Below are 18321 nucleotides of genomic sequence, written 5' to 3'. Positions count from 1 at the left end.
CTGGACAATGGAAGGCATGCCTTCCGCACTCCCCGACGGCGAGCCCGTCCCCGACGACGGCACGCTGCCCGCGTCCGCCCTCGCCGGGGCCGCCGATCGTCCGCTCGGGTTCTACCTGCACGTCCCGTACTGCGCGACCCGCTGCGGCTACTGCGACTTCAACACGTACACCGCGACCGAGCTGCGCGGCACCGGCGGCGTGCTGGCGTCCCGCGACAACTACGACGAGACGCTGGCCGACGAGATCCGGCTGGCGCGCAAGGTGCTGGGGGACGATCCGCGGCCGGTGCGGACGGTGTTCGTGGGCGGCGGCACCCCCACGCTGCTGGACGCCGGTGACCTCGTACGGATGCTGAAGGCCGTGCGGGACGAGTTCGGGCTGGCGGAGGACGCCGAGGTCACGACCGAGGCGAACCCGGAGTCGGTCGATCCCGCGTACCTGGCCGCCCTGCGCGAGGGGGGCTTCAACCGGATCTCCTTCGGGATGCAGAGTGCGCGGCAGCACGTGCTGAAGGTGCTGGACCGCACGCACACCCCGGGGCGGCCCGAGGCCTGTGTGGCGGAGGCGCGGGCGGCCGGGTTCGAGCACGTCAACCTCGACCTGATCTACGGCACCCCCGGGGAGTCCGACGACGACTGGCGGGCCTCGCTGGACGCGGTGCTGGGCGCCGGGCCGGACCATGTCAGCGCGTACGCCCTGATCGTCGAGGAGGGCACGCAGCTGGCCCGCCGGATCCGCCGGGGCGAGGTGCCGATGACCGACGACGACGTCCACGCCGACCGGTACCTGATCGCGGACGAGGTGCTCTCCGGCGCGGGCTTCGAGTGGTACGAGGTGTCGAACTGGGCGACCTCGGAGGCCGGGCGGTGTCTGCACAACGAGCTGTACTGGCGGGGAGCCGACTGGTGGGGGGCCGGGCCCGGTGCGCACAGCCATGTGGGCGGGGTGAGGTGGTGGAACGTGAAGCACCCGGGGGCGTACGCGGCCGCGCTGGCTTCGGGGAGGTCGCCGGGGGCCGGGCGTGAGGTGCTGTCGGGGGAGGACCGGCGGGTCGAGCGGATTCTGCTGGAGCTGCGGCTGCGGGAGGGGGTGCCGTTGTCGCTGCTGCGGCAGGAGGGGCTTGCGGCGTCCCGGCGGGCCTTGTCCGAAGGGCTGCTCCAGGAAGAGCCGTATGCGGAGGGTCGGGCTGTGCTGACCTTGCGCGGGCGGTTGCTGGCGGACGGGGTTGTCCGGGACCTCGTGGACTGAGGTGCTCGGGTCGGCCCATCGCCCCTGGCGGCACGCATGCCCGCAGCTGGGGCGGTGCGCATGCCCGCAGCTGGGCGGTGCGCAGGACCGCAGCCAGGGCGGCGTGCAGGCCCGCTGTCAGGCGGTTGGGCCACTAGCCGCTACGCAGTGACGAAGTCGATCAGTTCTTCCACTCTGCCCAGCAGTTCCGGCTCCAGGTCCTTGTACGAGTGGACGCCCGACAGGATCCGCTGCCAAGCCGCGCCCGTGTTCTCCGGCCAGCCCAGGGCCCGGCACACACCCGTCTTCCAGTCCTGGCCGCGCGGGACCCGGGGCCAGGCGGTGATGCCCAGCGACGACGGCTTCACCGCCTCCCAGATGTCGATGTAGGGGTGGCCCACGACCAGCGCGTGCTCGCTCGTCACCGCCTGTGCGATGCGCCACTCCTTGCTGCCCGGAACCAGGTGGTCCACCAGGACGCCCAGCCGCGCGTCCGGCCCGGGGGCGAACCCGGAGACGATCGACGGCAGGTCGTCGACGCCCTCCAGGTACTCCACGACCACGCCCTCGATGCGCAGGTCGTCGCCCCACACCTTCTCGACCAGTTCGGCGTCGTGGCGGCCCTCGACGTAGATGCGGCCGGCGCGGGCCACGCGGGCGCGTGCGCCGGGCACGGCGACCGACCCCGAGGCCGTGCGGGCGGGACGCGCCGGGCCGCCGGGCGCGGGGCGGACGAGGGTCACCACCCTGCCCTCCAGCAGGAAGCCGCGCGGCTCCATCGGGAACACCCGGTGCTTGCCGAAGCGGTCCTCCAGCGTCACCGTGCCCGCCTCGCAGCGGATCACCGCGCCGCAGAAACCGGTCCCCGGCTCCTCCACCACCAGGCCCGGCTCCGCCGCCACCTCGGGCACCGGCTTCGGCTTCTTCCACGGCGGGGTCAGATCGGCGGAGTACTGGCGCATTCGAATGACGATAGGAGAAGGCCGACGGCGATCACCGCGACACGCCGAAACGCGCCGCCAGCGCGTCCCGTTGCGCCCGCACGAACGCCGCGTCCACCACCGCTCCGTGACCGGGCACGTACACCGCGTCCTCGCCGCCCAGGTCCAGCAGCCGGTCGAGGGCGGCAGGCCACTGCGCCGGCACCGCGTCCGGGCCCGCCTGCGGCTCGCCGGACTCCTCGACCAGGTCCCCGCAGAACACCACCTCAGGATCACCGGGCACCAGCACCGCCAGGTCGTGCGCGGTGTGCCCCGGGCCGACGTTCGCCAGCAGCACCTGCCGGTCGCCGCCCAGATCGAGCGTCCACTCGCCGGAGACCAGGTGGCCGGGCGCGACCAGCCGCTCCGCCGCCTCCTGGGCCGTGGTCGCCGCCAGGCCCTGGCGCACCCCGTCCTCGCGCAGTTCCTCCCGGTCCCGCACCCGTGTCAGCAGCGCGTCCACGCCCACCGCGCCGAACACCTCGGTGTCCGGGAGCGCCGCGGCGCCGAAGACATGGTCGAAGTGCGGGTGGGTCAGCGCGAGATGTGTCACACGGTGACCGGTGAGCGCCCGCGCCTGCGCGCCCAGTTTCGCTCCCTCGGCGAGGCTCGACCCCGCGTCGATCATGAGGACCGCCCCCTCGCCGGCGACCAGCCCGATCGTGCAGTCCCACACCGGCAGCCGGCACCGCCCCACACCGGCGGCCACCCGTTCCCATCCGAGGTCTTCCCAAGTCACCGTCATACGGCGACGCTAGCGGTGCGCCCCGCTCGGAGCACGGCGCCGCACGACCAGCCTTGCCGGGGGTGTACCCCACCGCCGTACACTGGGCCGGGGAATGCTGGCACTCGCACGCGCAGAGTGCCAGGCCGGACCGGCAGGGCAAGCAGGCGGAGACTTCTGGAGGTGTGCGCGATGCTCAGTGAACGCAGGCTTCAGGTGCTGCGCGCCATCGTCCAGGACTACGTCGGCACCGAGGAGCCGGTGGGCTCCAAGGCCCTCACCGAGCGGCACAGCCTCGGCGTCTCCCCGGCGACCGTCCGCAACGACATGGCGGCCCTCGAGGACGAGGGGTACATCGCCCAGCCGCACACCAGTGCCGGGCGCATCCCCACCGACAAGGGCTACCGGCTGTTCGTCGACAAGCTCGCCGGCGTCAAGCCGATGACCGCGCCCGAGCGGCGTGCGATCCAGAACTTCCTCGAGGGTGCCGTCGACCTCGACGACGTCGTGGCGCGTACGGTACGGCTGCTCGCGCAGCTCACGCGTCAGGTCGCCGTCGTGCAGTACCCCTCGCTGACCCGTTCGACCGTGCGGCACGTGGAGTTGCTCTCCCTGGCGCCCGCGCGCGTGATGCTCGTGCTGATCACGGACACCGGGCGGGTCGAGCAGCGGGTGGTCGACTGCCCGGCGCCCTTCGGCGACGCCTCGCTCGCGGATCTGCGCGCGCGGCTCAACAGCCGTGTGGCGAACCGGCGTTTCGCGGATGTGCCGAGTCTGGTGGAGGATCTCCCCGAGGCGTTCGAGCACGAGGACCGGGGTACGGTCTCTACGGTGCTCTCCACACTTCTGGAGACGCTCGTCGAGGAGAACGAGGAGCGGCTGATGATCGGCGGCACCGCCAATCTGACCCGCTTCGGGCATGACTTCCCTCTCACGATCCGGCCGGTGCTGGAGGCGCTGGAGGAGCAGGTCGTGCTCCTCAAGCTGCTCGGCGAGGCCAAGGATCCGGGCGTGACCGTACGGATCGGTCACGAGAACGCCCACGAAGGACTCAACTCCACGTCCGTCGTGTCGGTCGGCTACGGTTCGGGCGGCGAGGCAGTCGCCAAGCTCGGCGTGGTCGGACCGACCCGCATGGACTACCCGGGAACGATGGGAGCGGTACGCGCAGTGGCACGGTACGTCGGACAGATCCTGGCGGAGTCGTAGTGGCCACGGACTACTACGCCGTACTCGGCGTGCGCCGCGACGCGTCGCAGGAAGAGATCAAGAAGGCCTTCCGGCGGCTCGCCCGCGAGCTGCACCCGGACGTCAACCCCGATCCGAAGACCCAGGAGCGGTTCAAGGAGATCAACGCCGCTTACGAGGTGCTGTCGGACCCGCAGAAGAAGCAGGTCTACGACCTCGGCGGCGACCCGCTCTCGCAGGCCGGCGGCGGTGGTGCGGGCGGCTTCGGAGCCGGCGGCTTCGGGAACTTCTCGGACATCATGGACGCGTTCTTCGGCACGGCGTCGCAGCGCGGACCGCGCTCGCGCACCCGCCGCGGCCAGGACGCGATGATCCGTATCGAGGTCGAGCTGGACGAGGCGGCCTTCGGTACGACGAAGGACATCCAGGTCGACACGGCCGTCGTCTGCAACACGTGCAGCGGTGAGGGCGCGGCCCCGGGCACCTCCGCCCAGACGTGTGACATGTGCCGCGGCCGCGGCGAGGTCTCGCAGGTGACCCGGTCCTTCCTGGGCCAGGTCATGACGTCCCGCCCGTGCCCGCAGTGCCAGGGCTTCGGCACGGTCGTGCCGACCCCGTGCCCGGAGTGCGCCGGTGACGGCCGCGTCCGGTCCCGCCGTACGCTCACGGTCAAGATCCCGGCCGGTGTCGACAACGGCACGCGGATCCAGCTCGCCGGCGAGGGCGAGGTCGGCCCCGGCGGCGGTCCGGCCGGTGACCTCTACGTCGAGATCCACGAGCTGCCGCACAGCACGTTCCAGCGGCGCGGCGACGACCTGCACTGCACGGTGACGATCCCCATGACGGCGGCGGCCCTCGGCACGAAGGTGCCGCTGGAGACGCTCGACGGCATGGAGGAGGTCGACATCCGCCCGGGCACCCAGTCCGGCCAGTCGATCCCGCTGCACGGCCGGGGTGTCACGCACCTGCGCGGCGGCGGACGCGGCGACCTCATCGTCCACGTCGAGGTCCAGACCCCGACCAAGCTCGACCCCGAACAGGAACGCCTCCTGCGCGAGCTCTCCAAACTCCGCGGCGAGGAACGCCCCACGGGGCAGTTCCAGCCCGGGCAGCAGGGGTTGTTCTCGCGGTTGAAGGACGCGTTCAACGGGCGCTGACGCGAGCGGTCCGGCCGCTGCCGGGGGTCCGGGGGTCGTCCCCCGGGTGGGCACAGTCAGCCGGGGCAGCAGGGGTTGTTCTCGCGGTTGAAGGACGCGTTCAACGGGCGGTGACGCCGGGTGTGCTTCTGGTCTATGCCACTCGGCAGGCCGGTTTCGGAGTGGTGCGGGGGACGTGACAACATGCGGTCATGTCCTCCGCACTGACCGATCTCTTCCCCCACCCGATCGTGCAGGCCCCCATGGCGGGCGGCGTCTCCGTGCCGCAGCTCGCCGCCGCCGTGTGCGAGGCGGGCGGGCTCGGATTCCTCGCCGCCGGGTACAAGACCGCCGACGGGATGTACCAGGAGATCAAGCAGCTCCGGAGCCTCACCGGCAGGCCCTTCGGCGTCAACGTCTTCATGCCGCAGCCGGAGTACGCCGACCCCGCCGCCGTCGACGTCTACGCCCACCAGCTGGCCGGCGAGGCCACCTGGTACGAGGCCGAGCTCGGCGACCCGGACAGCGGACGCGACGACGGCTTCGAGGCCAAGCTCGTGGTGCTGCGCGACAACCCCGTGCCGGTGGTGTCCTTCCACTTCGGCGTCCCGGACCGCGAGATCGTCGACGCCCTGCACCGCGTCGGCACCTTCGTCCTGGCCGCCGCGACCACCCCCGACGAGGCCCGGGCCGTCGAACGGGCGGGCGCGGACGGGGTCATAGCCCAGGGCGTCGAGGCCGGCGGCCACCAGGGCACCCACCGGGACCTGCCTGAGACCGACCGTTCCGGCATCGGCCTGCTGTCACTGATCGCCCAGGTCCGCGAGGCCGTGAGCATCCCGATCATCGCCGCCGGCGGCATCATGCGCGGCGGCCAGATCGCCGGTGTCCTCGCCGCGGGCGCGAGCGCCGCCCAGCTGGGCACCGCCTTCCTGGCCACGCACGAGTCGGGGGCGAACGCCCTGCACAAGCAGGCGCTGACCAACCCCCTCTTCGTACGCACGGAGTTGACCCGGGCCTTCTCCGGCCGTCCGGCACGCGGCCTCGTCAACCGGTTCCTGCGCGAGCACGGCCCGTACGCGCCCGCCGCCTACCCCGAGATCCACCACCTCACCTCGCCGCTGCGCAAGGCCGCCGCCAAGGCCGGGGACGCACAGGGCATGGCGCTGTGGGCCGGGCAGGGGCACCGGATGGCGCGGGAGCTGCCCGCCGGCCAGCTGGTGGAGGTACTGGCCGGTGAACTGGCCGTCGCCCGCGCCTCGTTGACCGGTGGGGGCGTGCTGTGACCGCGCCGGTGTTCGTCGTCGAGCACGTCGAAGTGGGCGGTGGCGGCCGGTACGTCCTCGACGGGCCGGAGGGACGGCACGCCGTCTCCGTGAAACGGCTGCGCGCCGGTGAGGACGTCGTCCTCACGGACGGGGCCGGCCGCTGGGCGGACTGCGTCGTGCTCGGCAGCGAGGGCAAGGACCGGCTGATCCTCCAGCTGGACTCGGTGCACGAGGAGCCCGCGGAGCAGCCCCGGGTCACCGTCGTCCAGGCGTTGCCCAAGGGCGACCGGGGGGAGCTCGCCGTCGAGACGATGACCGAGACCGGCGTCGACGCGATCGTGCCCTGGGCGGCGTCGCGCTGCATCACGCAGTGGAAGGGCGAACGCGGGCAGAAGGCCCTGGGCAAGTGGCGGGCCACGGCCCGGGAGGCCGGCAAGCAGTCCCGCCGGGTGCGCTTCCCCGAGGTCGCGGAGGCGGCGACGACCAAGCAGGTCGCCTCCCTGCTGGCCGGAGCGGACTTCGCCGCCGTGCTGCACGAGAGCGGGGACACACCGCTGGCCACGGCCGATCTGCCGGCCACCGGCGAGATCGTCCTGGTCGTGGGGCCCGAGGGGGGCGTGGCGCCGGAGGAACTGGCGCTGTTCGAGGAGGCGGGGGCGCGGGCGTACCGCCTCGGGCGCAGTGTGCTGCGCACATCGACCGCCGGGACGGCCGCCGCGGCCGTACTCCTGACACGCACCGGACGCTGGTCCTGACCCCCGTGGAGGCACCGTGGAACTCGCACAGGTCCGTCTGCTCGTGACCGACTTCTCCGCCTGTCACCGCTTCTACGGCGAGGTCCTCGGCCTGAAACCGCAGTCGGGGGCGGTGGACGGGCCGTACGAGAAGTTCAGCCCCGCGGTCGGTTCCGCGGGGATCGCCCTGCAGGACCGGTCGATGATGGCCGAGGTGCTCGACGAGCTGGGGGACGCGGCCGAGGGCCACCGCTCCCTGGTCGTGCTGCGGGTGGACGGACTGGACGCGTACTGCGAGGAGATCACGATGCGCGGCGCCACGGTGCTGCACGGCCCGGCGCCCATGACGGACCGCATGCGGGTGGCTCATCTCAAGGACCCCGAGGGCAACTTGGTGGAGCTTCAGGAGTGGCTGCTGCTGCGCGGCTGACGCCTTTGCGCCCTACCGCGCGGCCCCCGACAGTGGCAGGCTCCCCTCCATGGGGGCTTTGAGGAGGATGCGGACGGGGCCGCGCGGCCGGCGCGTCGCGGTGGCGGCGGTGTTCGCCGTCGTGGCCGTGGGCGGCGCCGTCGCCTGCGAGCCCGGCAGCGTCAGCGCCGCGTCCGTCGCGTACACCACCGACCAGACGGTGACCAAAGAGCTCGAGCGGCAGAAGGCGGACGTGCGGTGGCTCACGTGCACCGCCTCCTACGGGGAGAACGGCGGGACGTCGTCACCCTCGGCGCGTGAGCGGACCGTCGCGACCGTCGACTGCGAGGGCGAGACCGACGACGGCAAGGACATCACCGTCGACGGCAAGGTCACCCACGCGGTGAACGGCGCCTGCGTACGCGGGAACATCACCGCCAAGGTGGACGGCAAGGTGTGGTTCGAGGTCGACGGCCTCGGCGACTGCGACTCCAGCAGCCCGCCGCCCGTCGGCGGCCCCCCGGACGGACAGCCCGGGCCGACGGTCACCGTGACCGTCACCCAGACCATCTGGTGCGAGCGGTACCCGGACTGCCGCCCTGTCGAGGGCAAGTGATCCGAACCCTGTCCGCGCGGCGTCGTCCCTGCATAGGGTGATCGGGTGACATCGCCTGCTTACCTCCGGTTCCCCCATGTGCACGGCGACCTGGTCGCCTTCACCGCCGAGGACGACGTGTGGCTCGCTCCGTTCGACGGCGGCCGGGCCTGGCGGGTCAGCGCCGACAACGTGCCGGTGACCCAGCCCCGGATCTCACCCGACGGCACCACCGTCGCCTGGACCTCCACCCGTGACGGCGCCCCCGAGGTCTTCATCGCCCCGGTCGACGGCGGTCCGGCCAAGCGGCTGACGTACTGGGGCAGTCTCAAGACGCAGGTGCGCGGCTGGACCCCGGACGGCGAGGTCCTGGCGATCAGCGCCCATGGGGAGGCGAGCCTGCGCCGCACCTGGGCGCGTGCCGTCCCGCTGGACGGCGGCCCGGCGACCACCCTGCCGTACGGGCCCGTCGGCGACGTCGCGCACGGCCCGCACACGGTGCTGCTGTCCGCGCCCATGGGGCGTGAGGCGGCCTGGTGGAAGCGGTACCGCGGCGGCACGGCGGGCAAGCTGTGGATCGACCCCGAGGACGACGGGGAGTTCGTGCGGCTGCACGAGGACCTCGACGGCAACATCGAGTACCCGCTGTGGGTGGGGGACCGGATCGCCTTCCTCTCCGACCACGAGGGCACCGGAGCGCTCTACTCCTCCCTCGCCGACGGCTCCGACCTGCGCCGGCACACACCGCTCGACGGCTTCTACGCCCGGCACGCGGCGAGCGACGGCACCCGGGTCGTCTACTCCAGCGCCGGTGAACTGTGGGTGCTGGACGACCTGGAGGGCACCGAGCCGCGGCGGCTGGACGTGCGGCTGGGCGGACAGCGCGCCGATCTCCAGCCGTTCCCGGTGAACGCCTCCCGGTGGTTCGGCTCGGCGTCCCCGGACCACACCGCACGCGGCAGCGCCGTCGCCGTACGCGGCTCCGTGCACTGGGTCACCCACCGCTCCGGCCCGGCCCGCGCGCTGGCCGCGACCCCGGGTGTACGGGCCCGGCTGCCGCGCTCGTTCCGCGCGGACGGCGAGCAGTGGGTGGTGTGGGTGACGGACGCGGAGGGCGACGACGCCCTGGAGTTCGCGCCCGCCACCGGACTCGCCCCGGGCGCGACACCCCGCCGGATCGCCGCCGGGCAGCTGGGCCGGGTGCTGGACCTCGCCATGGCGCCCGACGGCAGCCGTGCCGCCGTGTCCTGCCACGACGGGCGCCTGCTGCTGGTGGAGCGGGAGACGGGCGAGGTGCGGGAGGTCGACCGCAGCGAGGACGGTGACGTGTCGGGTCTGGTCTTCTCGCCCGACTCGTCGTGGCTCGCCTGGTCCCACCCCGGCCCCCGGCCGCTGTGCCAGCTGAAACTCGCCAACACCACCGATCTGTCGGTCACCGAGGCCACCCCGCTGCGCTTCCAGGACTACGCGCCCGCGTTCACGATGGACGGCAAGCACCTCGCGTTCCTGTCGACCCGCTCCTTCGACCCGGTCTACGACGAGCACGTCTTCGACCTGGCCTTCGTGGTGGGTGCCCGGCCGCACCTGATCACCCTCGCGGCCACCACGCCCTCCCCGTTCGGACCGCAGCGGCACGGCCGGTCCTTCGAGACGCCCGACCGGGAGGAGACTCCCGACAGCGAGGGCACCCCCACGACCCGCATCGACCTCGACGGCCTCGCCGACCGCATCGTGCCCTTCCCGGTCGAGGCGGCCCGCTACACCGATCTGCGGGCCGCCAAGGACGGCGTCCTGTGGCTGCGCCATCCGGTCGCCGGGGTGCTCGGCGCGTCCCGGGCCACCCCGGACGACCCCGACCCCAAGTCCGAGCTGGAGCGCTACGACCTCGCCCAGCAGCGCCTGGAACATCTCGCCGTGGACGCCGACCACTTCGCGGTCAGCGGCGACGGCAAGCGGGTGCTGCTGTGGACGGACGGACGGCTGAAGGTCGTCCCCAGCGACCGGCGCGCCTCCGGCGACGACGACAGCGACTCCAACATCACCGTCGACCTGGGCCGGGTGCGCCAGTTCGTCGACCCGGCGGCCGAGTGGCGCCAGATGTTCGACGAGAACGGCCGCATCATGCGGGACCACTTCTGGCGGCCGGACATGAGCGGCGTCGACTGGGACGGCGTCCTCGACCGCTACCGCCCGGTCGTGGAGCGGCTCGCCACCCACGACGACCTGGTCGACCTGCTGTGGGAGGTCCAGGGCGAGCTCGGCACCTCGCACGCCTATGTCACCCCGCGCGGCGGACACAGCGGACCCCGCCTCGGCCTGCTCGGTGCCGACATCTCCCGCCACGCGGACGGCAGTTGGCGGGTCGACCGCATCCTGCCCTCCGAGACCTCCGACCCGGACGCCCGCAGCCCGCTGGCCGCGCCGGGCGTCGCCGTACGCCCCGGGGACGCCGTCGTGGCGGTCGCGGGACAGCCGGTCGACCCCGTTCTCGGCCCCGGCCCGCTGCTGATCGGCACGGCGAACAAGCCGGTGGAGCTGACCATCTCCCCGTCGGGCGGCGGCGACCCCCGGCACGCCGTCGTCGTCCCGGTCGCCGACGAGGAACCCCTGCGCTACCACGCCTGGGTCGCCGACCGCCGCGCCTACGTCCACGAGAAGTCCGGCGGCCGCCTCGGCTATCTGCACGTCCCCGACATGCAGGCCCCCGGCTGGGCCCAGATCCACCGCGACCTGCGCGTCGAGGTCGCCCGTGAAGGCCTGGTCGTCGACGTCCGGGAGAACCGCGGCGGCCACACCTCCCAGCTGGTCGTCGAGAAGCTGGCCCGCCGCATCGTCGGCTGGGCCGTCCCGCGGGGCATGCGCCCCTACAGCTACCCCGAGGACGCCCCGCGCGGCCCGGTCGTGGCCGTCGCCAACGAGTTCTCCGGCTCCGACGGCGACATCGTCAACGCGGCGATCAAGGCCCTGGGCCTGGGCCCGGTCGTCGGCACCCGCACCTGGGGCGGCGTCATCGGCATCGACAGCCGCTACCGCCTGGTCGACGGCACCCTGGTCACCCAGCCCAAGTACGCGTTCTGGCTGGAGGGGTACGAGTGGGGGGTGGAGAACCACGGGGTCGACCCGGATGTGGAGGTCGTGCAGCGCCCCCAGGACTACGCGGCGGACCGAGACACCCAACTGGACGAGGCCATCCGACTGGCACTGGAGAGCCTGCAGACAGCACCTGCCAAAACGCCCCCAGGTCTGCCAACTTAAGGGGCGCGGGGCTGTGTCGATGTGCGGCTCCGCCGCGTGGGCGCGACCAGCCACGAACCACCCGCACCCGACGACGATACGATGCCGTCAGCACCGCCACGCCAGAACTTCGGAGGTAACCGAATGGCCGGGGAACCGCAGGAAGACTGCCTGTTCTGCAAGATCGTCGCAGGCACCATCCCCGCGACGATCGTCCGCCAGACGGAGACGACCATCGCGTTCCGTGACATCAACCCCCAGGCCCCCACCCACGTTCTGATCATCCCCAAGGCGCACCACGAGAACGCCGCCGCCCTCGCCGCCGCCGACCCGGCCCTCACCGCCGACGTGCTCCGCGAGGCCCAGGCCGTCGCCGACGAGGAGAAGCTCGACAGCTACCGCCTCGTCTTCAACACGGGCAGTGGCGCCGGCCAGACGGTCTGGCACGTGCACGGCCACGTACTCGGCGGCCGCGGCCTCGAATGGCCCCCCGGGTAGTCCGCCTTGTCCGTACGTGAACTCGTGGTCCTCGGCACCGCCAGCCAGGTCCCGACCCGGCACCGCAACCACAACGGCTATCTGCTGCGCTGGGACGGCGAGGGCATCCTGTTCGACCCCGGCGAGGGCACACAGCGTCAGATGCTGCGTGCCGGAGTCGCCGCGCACGACCTGAACCGGATCTGCGTCACGCACTTCCACGGCGACCACTCCCTCGGCCTCGCCGGTGTGATCCAGCGCATCAACCTCGACAAGGTCCCGCACGAGATCACCGCCCACTACCCCCGCTCCGGGCAGCGCTTCTTCGACCGGCTCCGGTACGCCACCGCCTACCGCGAGACCGTCGGCATCACCGAGGCCCCGGTCGCCGCGGACGGCACCCTCGCCCGCACGGGCGGCTACACGCTTCAGGCACGGAAGCTGTCGCACCCGGTGGAGTCCTACGGCTACCGGATCGTCGAGCCCGACGGCCGCCGCATGCTGCCCGAGCGGCTCGCCGCGCACGGCGTCAAGGGCCCGGACGTGGGCCGGATCCAGCGCGAGGGAGCGCTCGGCGGGGTCTCGCTGGAGGACGTCAGCGAGGTGCGGCGCGGGCAGCGGTTCGCGTTCGTCATGGACACCCGGCTGTGCGACGGCGTGCACGCGCTGGCCGAAGGCTGCGACATGCTCGTCATCGAGTCGACGTTCCTCGACGAGGACGAGGAACTCGCCGTCGAGCACGGTCACCTGACAGCGGGTCAGGCGGCGCGGGTGGCCCGGGAGGGCGGAGTGCGGCACCTCGTGCTGACCCACTTCAGCCAGCGCTATACGGATCCCGACGAGTTCGAGCGGCAGGCCCGGGCCGCCGGGTACGACGGTGAGCTGACCGTGGCCCACGACCTACTCAGAGTGCCGGTTCCGAAGCGTCGGTGAAACCGCCGTACGATGAGTTGATGTCCCTCCCCAAAGCCGAACTGCACCTTCACATCGAAGGCACCCTGGAACCGGAACTCGCCTTCGAGCTCGCCGCGCGCAACGGCGTCACGCTGCCCTACGCCGACACGGACGAGCTGCGCGAGGCCTACCGGTTCGAGGACCTGCAGTCCTTCCTGAACCTGTACTACGAGCTCATGGCCGTCCTGCGCACCGAGCGGGACTTCGAGGACCTGGCGAACGCCTATCTCGCCCGGGCCGCCGCGCAGGGCGTGCGGCACGCGGAGATCTTCTTCGACCCGCAGGCCCACACCAGCCGCGGGCTGGACATCGGCACGGTCGTCGAGGGGCTGTGGCGGGCGCTCGGGAACAGCGAGGCCCGCCACGGCGTCTCGACCCGGCTGATCCTGTGCTTCCTGCGCGACGAGTCCGCCGATTCGGCCCTGGCCACGCTGGACGCCGCCAAGCCCTACCTGGACCGGATCACCGGCGTCGGCCTCGACTCCGCCGAGGTCGGGCACCCGCCGGTGAAGTTCCGCGAGGTCTACGAGGCCGCCGCCGCGCTCGGACTGCGGCGGGTCGCGCACGCCGGTGAGGAGGGCCCGCCGGAGTACATCACCGAGGCGCTGGACATCCTCGGCGTGGAGCGTGTCGACCACGGGCTGCGCTGTGTGGAGGACCCGGCGCTGGTGGAGCGGCTGGTGCGCGACCGGGTGCCGCTGACGCTGTGCCCGCTGTCGAACGTCCGGCTGCGGACGGTCGACACCCTCGCCGACCACCCGCTGCCCGCCATGCTCGACGCCGGCCTCATGTGCACGGTCAACTCCGACGACCCGGCCTACTTCGGCGGCTACGCCGGTGACAACTTCGACGCCGTGCGCGCCACCCTCGGCCTCACCGAGGAGCGGCTGCGCGAGCTGGCCCGCAACTCCTTCCTCGCCTCCTTCCTGGAGGACGACGAGGAGCTGCGGGCGCGGTATCTCGCCGAGGTGGAGGCCTACACCTTCGGTTAGGCCCTGGCTCCGGGCGGGTCTCAGAAGACCTCCGAACCCGCCTTGTCGTAGGCACGCTGGGCGGGGACGGCCGGGGTCTCCACCTCGATCTCCACCACCGGCTGCTCCGGGGCGCCGATCTCCGGAACAGCGCCGGTGGGCGCACCCGGGGCGGCGGCGACCAGGGCGGCCGGGTGCCCGCCGCGGCGGCGGATCGCGCCGGGCAGCAGCGGACGTCCGCCGGTGTGCAGGGCGACGGCGGTCATCGGCAGGGCGATCACCAGCAGTCCCGCGCCCAGGACCGCGCCCATGACCGGGAACCCGGCCTGCGCCGACAGCACACTGCCGGTCAGCGGCCCGGCGGCGGTGCCCAGCGAGGACGCCGAGCCGACCAGCACAGCCCAGCGGCCGCGCGGATCGAGCGAGGCGGCGAGCCCGATCAGGTACGACAGCACCACCGGGTAGAGCGTGTTCCAGGCGATCTCGCCGGCCGCGAAGCTCCCCAGGTCGGTCGCGGAGGCGCTGAGCGCGATGCAGGCGGCGATGAGGACGGTGCCGCCGCCGATGGGTATCGCGCGGCCGAGACGGGCGCCGAGTGCGCCGGCTGCGAGGACCCCGGCCAGGCCGGCGCCGAGACCGAGCGCGAAGACGACGCCGACGGTGGCCTCGCCGAGGTGCACCTGCTCGAGGCCGATCCGGCCGCTGACTCCCCACAACGAGTTCTGGGCCAACGACCAGCACACCATCGCGGCGGCCAGCAGCAGCCCGGAACGGGCGTGCGGCAGCCGCGCGTTGTCGTGCCGGGTGGGCGCGACGGGCGTGCCGACGGGCAGCCGGCCGGTGAGCGGCCAGACCGCCAGGGCGGTGAGGGCGATCGCGGCCAGCGGCAGACCGTGGCCCGGTCCGAGGTGCGGCACCGTCAGATACACGGCGCCCGCGAGGGCGGAGACGCTGAGCAGCCCGGCCGTGGAGGCCCGGTGCGGATCGCGCTCACCGGCGATGAGGGTGGCCGCGACGGTGGTGGCCGTGCCGGAGCCGAACCCGCCGACGATCGCGCCGATGACGACGGCGGGGACCGCGGTGGTCAGGGCGGCGGTGCCGTAGCCGAACAGGGCCAGGGCGAGGCCGAGCCGGGCGAGGGTGCGGGCTCCGACCCGCTCGACCCGGGAGGCCAGGACGAATCCGGCGGCGGCCGAACTCAGCAGCAGGGCGCTGCCGACGGCACCGGCCTGGGTGGCGGAGAGCGGAAGGGACGAGTCGAGCCTGCCGACGGTGGTGGGGAGCAGATACGGAGCGAGGTACCCGGCCGTGAAAAGGGCGACGAGGGGCCACGGAGTGGTGCGGGGGGCGAACACGGGCGTTCCCAGGGCATGCGAAAGGAGCGGGAAAAAGGGGGGATTGGGCGACGACCGTCGACGGACAGGAACGCGCGAGCAATTTGTATCAAGCACATAGTCACCCACGGGAGCCCGGGGTGTGTGATCTGGAGCACGATGCGTTTGGGGTGGTGAAGCCCGGGTAAACGAGCGCCTTTTGTCAGGCGTCGAGCGTGCTTCAGTGACGCTCGTGGGCGCTTCGGCAGGCGCCGGTGCACGGCTTCGGCTGACGCCGGTGCATCGCTCCGGGACCCGCCGGAACGGTCTTCTCGGCCTTTCCTGCGCCAGGGGCTCCCACGGGCCGCCCGGGCGGTTGACGTCCTCCTGCGCGACTCGCATTCTCATACGTGGATGACATCTACATGAGGAGACGCCTCCGTGGACCTCACCATCACCGACGTACGGCTCACGCCGATCCTGGTCGCCGACCCGCCCCTGCTGAACACCCAGGGCGTGCACCAGCCGTACACGCCCCGGCTGATCGTCGAGGTCGTCACCGCCGACGGGATCACCGGCGTGGGGGAGACCTATGGCGACGCCACGTACCTGGAGCCGGCCCGGCCCTTCGCCGAGCGGCTGAAGGGACGCCAGGTCAGCGACCTGAACGGTCTGTTCACAGTCGTGGACCAAGTCACGGTGGACGCCTCCCGCGTCGACAACGCCGTCGACGTCGGCGGGCTGCGCGGGGTCCAGACCGCCGACAAGCTGCGGCTGTCCGTCGTCTCCGGCTTCGAGGTCGCCTGTCTGGACGCCCTCGGCAAGGCGCTCGGACTGCCCGTGCACGCGCTGCTCGGCGGCAAGGTGCGCGACTCCGTCGAGTACAGCGCCTACCTGTTCTACAAGTGGGGCGGTCACCCCGAGGGCGTGCCGGCCGAGAAGGACGACTGGGGTGCCGCCCTCGACCCGGCGGGCGTGGTCGAGCAGGCCCGGCGCTTCACGGAGCGCTACGGCTTCACCTCCTTCAAGCTCAAGGGCGGTGTCTTCCCGCCCGACGCGGAGATCGCAGCGATCAGGGCCCTCGCCGATGCCTTCCCCGGGCGTCCGCTGCGGCTCGACCCGAACGGCGCCTGGTCCGTCGAGACGTCCGTGAAGGTGGCCCGGGAGCTCGGGGACGTCCTGGAGTACCTGGAGGACCCGGCGCTCGGCACCCCTGCCATGGCCGAGGTCGCCGAGCGCACCGGGGTGCCGCTCGCCACCAACATGTGCGTGACGACGTTCGCCGAGATCGAGGAGGCCTTCACCCGGGGTGCCGTCCAGGTGGTCCTCTCCGACCACCACTACTGGGGCGGCCTGCGCAACACCCAGCAGCTCGCCGCCGTCTGCCGCACCTTCGGGGTCGGCGTGTCGATGCACTCCAACACCCACCTCGGCATCTCGCTCGCCGCGATGACCCATGTGGCGGCCACCGTCCCGAACCTGCACCACGCCTGCGACTCCCACTACCCCTGGCAGTCCGAGGACGTCCTCACCGAGCGGCTCGCCTTCGAGGGAGGCAGGGTCGCCGTGTCCGACGCCCCCGGCCTCGGCGTGGAGCTCGACCGGGAGCGGCTGACCGCACTGCACCAGCGGTGGCTGGACGACGACGGCGCCCTGCGGGACCGCGACGACGCGGCGGCGATGCGGATCGCCGACCCGGACTGGGTGACCCCCGCGATGCCCCGCTGGTAGGGCCCCTCTGGTGCCGTCGCGGGGGCGCGGGAGCGCCCGGCGCGAGCCTGCGGGACGGGTGGGTCCGGCGTGATCGGCGTCACGCCGTCGGTGATGTGGTGCAGACTGGCCTGATCCGCACCACGTCAGGGAGCGCATCGTGACCGCGTCCACCGCCCCGGCCGGAAAAGGCCCGGCCGGAAAGGCACCGCACCGCCAGAGCCAGGTCGACCCCCTCGCCCCCCTGCGCACACCGGACGATCCGTCCTGGGACGTCTACCTCACCGGCACCGTCTTCCTGGACATCATCTTCACCGGCCTCGACTCCGCCCCCGTGCGCGGGACGGAGTCCTGGGCGCGCGGGATGGGATCGAGCCCCGGCGGCGTCGCCAACATGGCGACGGCCCTGGCCCGCCTCGGTCTGCGCACGTCCCTCGCGGCGGCCTTCGGCGACGACCACTACGGCGACTACTGCTGGGACGCCCTGGAGCACGGCGAGGGCATCGACCTCTCCCCGTCGCGCAGGGTCCCCGGCTGGCACTCCCCGGTGACCGTCTCCATGGCCTACGAGGGGGAGCGCACGATGGTCTCGCACGGCCACGAGCCACCCCCCGAGGAGACCGCCCCCACGTGCCCGCCCCGCGCGCGTGCCGCCGTCGCCTCCCTCGCACCCGGCGTGAGCGCGCCCTGGATCGCTCAGGCCGCGAGCAACGGCACCCGGGTGTTCGGCGACGTCGGCTGGGACGACACCGGGGCGTGGGACCTGGCGGGCCTGCCGGACCTGCGGCACTGCGAGGCGTTCCTGCCGAACGCGGAGGAGGCGATGCGGTACACGGGTGCGGACTGCCCCCGGGACGCCGCCCACGCCCTGACCGAGTACGTGCCGCTCGTCGTGGTCACCCTCGGCGCCGACGGGGCGTACGCGGTGGACCGGCGCACGGGGGAGACGGCGGAGGTGCCGGCCATCGCGGTCGAGGCGCTCGATCCCACCGGTGCCGGAGACGTCTTCGTCGCCGGGTTCGTGGCCGGCACCCTGGCCGACTGGCCGCTCGCCGACCGGCTGGCCTTCGCCGGGCTGACGGCGGCACTGTCGGTGCAGGAGTTCGGAGGGTCGCTGTCGGCGCCGGGATGGTCGGAGATCGCGGCGTGGTGGCGGAGGGTGCAGTCGGTCGAGGAGCAGTCACCCGCGGCGCTGGAGAGGTACGGGTTCCTGGCGGGGCTGGTGTCGGAGGAACTGGTGCGGCCCTGGCCGTTGCGGCGTGCCGTCCCCACGATCGGTTTCCGGCGCTCGGCCTGACCCTCCCGGCAGAGAGCCGCCGTCGGCTGTGAAGCGGTCGGCCGAGAGCCGCCGTCGGCTTCCTTTCCGGCCTCGCCCCCAAAACCCCTACGGCGTTGTCACT

At 72.8% G+C, this 18321-nt stretch carries 16 protein-coding genes; 13 read left to right on the top strand and 3 right to left on the bottom strand.

Annotated features, from left to right (window positions below; all coding sequences use genetic code 11):
- Nucleotides 1-16: 16 nt before the first annotated feature.
- Complete coding sequence (hemW, locus tag AB0F04_RS04745; protein WP_362037772.1) at nt 17-1249, top strand: radical SAM family heme chaperone HemW; 1233 nt, start codon at nt 17-19, stop codon at nt 1247-1249.
- Nucleotides 1250-1389: 140 nt separating this feature from the next.
- Here the strand turns inward: hemW and AB0F04_RS04740 are convergent, their stop codons facing one another.
- Both AB0F04_RS04740 and AB0F04_RS04735 read right to left on the bottom strand, forming a co-directional pair.
- Nucleotides 1390-2190, bottom strand: a complete 801-nt coding sequence (locus AB0F04_RS04740) for a DUF3097 domain-containing protein (protein WP_362037770.1) — start codon at nt 2188-2190, stop codon at nt 1390-1392.
- Between the two features lie 31 nt (nt 2191-2221).
- Nucleotides 2222-2953: an MBL fold metallo-hydrolase gene (locus tag AB0F04_RS04735; RefSeq protein WP_362037768.1), complete on the bottom strand. Its 732-nt coding sequence runs from the start codon at nt 2951-2953 to the stop codon at nt 2222-2224.
- Between the two features lie 171 nt (nt 2954-3124).
- Between AB0F04_RS04735 and hrcA the strand changes: the two genes are divergently transcribed.
- From hrcA to AB0F04_RS04685, 10 genes are all read left to right on the top strand, one after another.
- Entirely contained in the window at nt 3125-4141 is a 1017-nt protein-coding gene (hrcA, locus tag AB0F04_RS04730) for a heat-inducible transcriptional repressor HrcA (protein ID WP_033306349.1), read from the top strand.
- Nucleotides 4141-5277, top strand: coding sequence for a molecular chaperone DnaJ (gene dnaJ / locus AB0F04_RS04725; protein WP_033306348.1), 1137 nt, complete (start codon nt 4141-4143; stop codon nt 5275-5277). The genes hrcA and dnaJ overlap by 1 nt, the downstream gene beginning before the upstream one ends.
- 191 nt (nt 5278-5468) lie before the next feature.
- A complete protein-coding gene (locus AB0F04_RS04720) occupies nt 5469-6542 on the top strand; it encodes a nitronate monooxygenase (protein ID WP_362037766.1) in 1074 nt (357 codons plus the stop codon).
- Entirely contained in the window at nt 6539-7279 is a 741-nt protein-coding gene (locus tag AB0F04_RS04715) for a 16S rRNA (uracil(1498)-N(3))-methyltransferase (RefSeq protein WP_362037764.1), read from the top strand. The genes AB0F04_RS04720 and AB0F04_RS04715 overlap by 4 nt, the downstream gene beginning before the upstream one ends.
- Nucleotides 7280-7295: 16 nt before the next feature.
- Entirely contained in the window at nt 7296-7688 is a 393-nt protein-coding gene (locus AB0F04_RS04710; RefSeq protein WP_362037762.1) for a VOC family protein, read from the top strand.
- Between the two features lie 49 nt (nt 7689-7737).
- Entirely contained in the window at nt 7738-8283 is a 546-nt protein-coding gene (locus AB0F04_RS04705) for a hypothetical protein (RefSeq protein WP_362037759.1), read from the top strand.
- 45 nt (nt 8284-8328) lie between these two features.
- A complete protein-coding gene (locus AB0F04_RS04700) occupies nt 8329-11517 on the top strand; it encodes a S41 family peptidase (RefSeq protein WP_362037757.1) in 3189 nt (1062 codons plus the stop codon).
- A 123-nt stretch (nt 11518-11640) separates the two neighbouring features.
- Entirely contained in the window at nt 11641-11994 is a 354-nt protein-coding gene (locus AB0F04_RS04695) for a histidine triad nucleotide-binding protein (protein ID WP_352095882.1), read from the top strand.
- Nucleotides 11995-12000: 6 nt separating this feature from the next.
- On the top strand, nt 12001-12906 hold the full coding sequence (locus AB0F04_RS04690) for a ribonuclease Z (protein WP_362037755.1): 906 nt from the start codon (nt 12001-12003) through the stop codon (nt 12904-12906).
- Nucleotides 12907-12926: 20 nt separating this feature from the next.
- Nucleotides 12927-13919, top strand: coding sequence for an adenosine deaminase (locus AB0F04_RS04685; protein WP_362037754.1), 993 nt, complete (start codon nt 12927-12929; stop codon nt 13917-13919).
- 20 nt (nt 13920-13939) lie between these two features.
- Here AB0F04_RS04685 and AB0F04_RS04680 read toward each other — a convergent pair whose 3' ends face one another.
- Nucleotides 13940-15253 (bottom strand): MFS transporter, encoded by a 1314-nt coding sequence (locus AB0F04_RS04680; RefSeq protein WP_362037752.1) that lies wholly within the window; start codon nt 15251-15253, stop codon nt 13940-13942.
- Between the two features lie 399 nt (nt 15254-15652).
- Between AB0F04_RS04680 and AB0F04_RS04675 the strand changes: the two genes are divergently transcribed.
- Both AB0F04_RS04675 and AB0F04_RS04670 read left to right on the top strand, forming a co-directional pair.
- Nucleotides 15653-16942 carry a glucarate dehydratase family protein gene (locus AB0F04_RS04675; RefSeq protein WP_362037750.1) on the top strand — a complete coding sequence of 430 codons (1290 nt, stop codon included), beginning with the start codon at nt 15653-15655 and terminating at the stop codon, nt 16940-16942.
- Nucleotides 16943-17081: 139 nt separating this feature from the next.
- Nucleotides 17082-18218: a PfkB family carbohydrate kinase gene (locus AB0F04_RS04670; RefSeq protein WP_362037748.1), complete on the top strand. Its 1137-nt coding sequence runs from the start codon at nt 17082-17084 to the stop codon at nt 18216-18218.
- Nucleotides 18219-18321 lie beyond the last annotated feature (103 nt).

Origin of the sequence: Streptomyces sp. NPDC029041 (assembly GCF_040637515.1) — a bacterium.
In the GTDB taxonomy this organism is placed as follows: Bacteria; Actinomycetota; Actinomycetes; order Streptomycetales; family Streptomycetaceae; genus Streptomyces.
Note: the sequence above shows the minus strand (reverse complement) of the source record. Positions and strands in the feature narration are given on the sequence as shown.

What these genes read in the sequence shown, in the direction of transcription:
- hemW (WP_362037772.1), top strand. Translation starts at nt 17, where the DNA reads ATGCCTTCCGCACTCCCCGACGGCGAGCCCGTCCCCGACGACGGCACG.
- AB0F04_RS04740 (WP_362037770.1), bottom strand. Translation starts at nt 2,190, where the DNA reads ATGCGCCAGTACTCCGCCGATCTGACCCCGCCGTGGAAGAAGCCGAAG.
- AB0F04_RS04735 (WP_362037768.1), bottom strand. Translation starts at nt 2,953, where the DNA reads ATGACGGTGACTTGGGAAGACCTCGGATGGGAACGGGTGGCCGCCGGT.
- hrcA (WP_033306349.1), top strand. Translation starts at nt 3,125, where the DNA reads ATGCTCAGTGAACGCAGGCTTCAGGTGCTGCGCGCCATCGTCCAGGAC.
- AB0F04_RS04720 (WP_362037766.1), top strand. Translation starts at nt 5,469, where the DNA reads ATGTCCTCCGCACTGACCGATCTCTTCCCCCACCCGATCGTGCAGGCC.
- AB0F04_RS04705 (WP_362037759.1), top strand. Translation starts at nt 7,738, where the DNA reads ATGGGGGCTTTGAGGAGGATGCGGACGGGGCCGCGCGGCCGGCGCGTC.
- AB0F04_RS04695 (WP_352095882.1), top strand. Translation starts at nt 11,641, where the DNA reads ATGGCCGGGGAACCGCAGGAAGACTGCCTGTTCTGCAAGATCGTCGCA.
- AB0F04_RS04685 (WP_362037754.1), top strand. Translation starts at nt 12,927, where the DNA reads ATGTCCCTCCCCAAAGCCGAACTGCACCTTCACATCGAAGGCACCCTG.